The sequence below is a fragment of the Aerococcus sp. L_32 genome, assembly GCF_050689315.1.
Genome location: NZ_JBOEQF010001156.1, coordinates 1 through 583 on the forward strand (window position 1 = coordinate 1; position 583 = coordinate 583).

Annotated in this window: 1 pseudogene; it reads left to right on the forward strand. The window is 32.2% G+C overall.

The window, feature by feature from the left end:
* Positions 1-181: 181 nt before the first annotated feature.
* Positions 182-583 (forward strand): annotated as a pseudogene (locus tag ACRCJ0_RS18685) (DNA polymerase III subunit beta); the annotation flags it as partial.

The window sequence follows — 583 nt, forward strand, 5'->3', positions numbered from 1 at the left end:
AGATAAGAAAAGGAGGTTGTGGATAATTGTTCATAACCTCTCTGTTTTTTCCACAGGTTATACACATGTGGAAAAGTATGTTTTGACAAGCTTTCTAAAAGTTATCAACAAGATTAACAGGGCCTATTACTATTACTATCTTTTTATTTATAATTAAAATATATATACAAGGAGTGCACACATGAAATTTTCTATTAATCGTTCTGTTTTTATTCAAAATTTGACGGACGTTCAAAGAGCCATTAGTTCAAGAACAACGATACCTGTTTTGACAGGTGTTAAAATCTCAGTTAAAGAAGAAGGACTTTATTTAACTGGTTCTGATGCAACAATTTCCATTGAGGCATTTATTGATGCTAAAGATGATGACAATAAATTAAAAATTGACGCCACTGGTGATATAGTCTTACCTTCTCGTTTCTTAGGTGAAATCGTGAAGAAATTACCATCAGATATGATGAATTTAGAAGTTGTTGAAAACTTCCAAACAGAAATCACTTCTGACCGTGCATCCTTTACCTTAAATGGCATTAATGGTAGTGAATACCCACGTTTACCTGAAATCGATGCAAAACAAACTTAT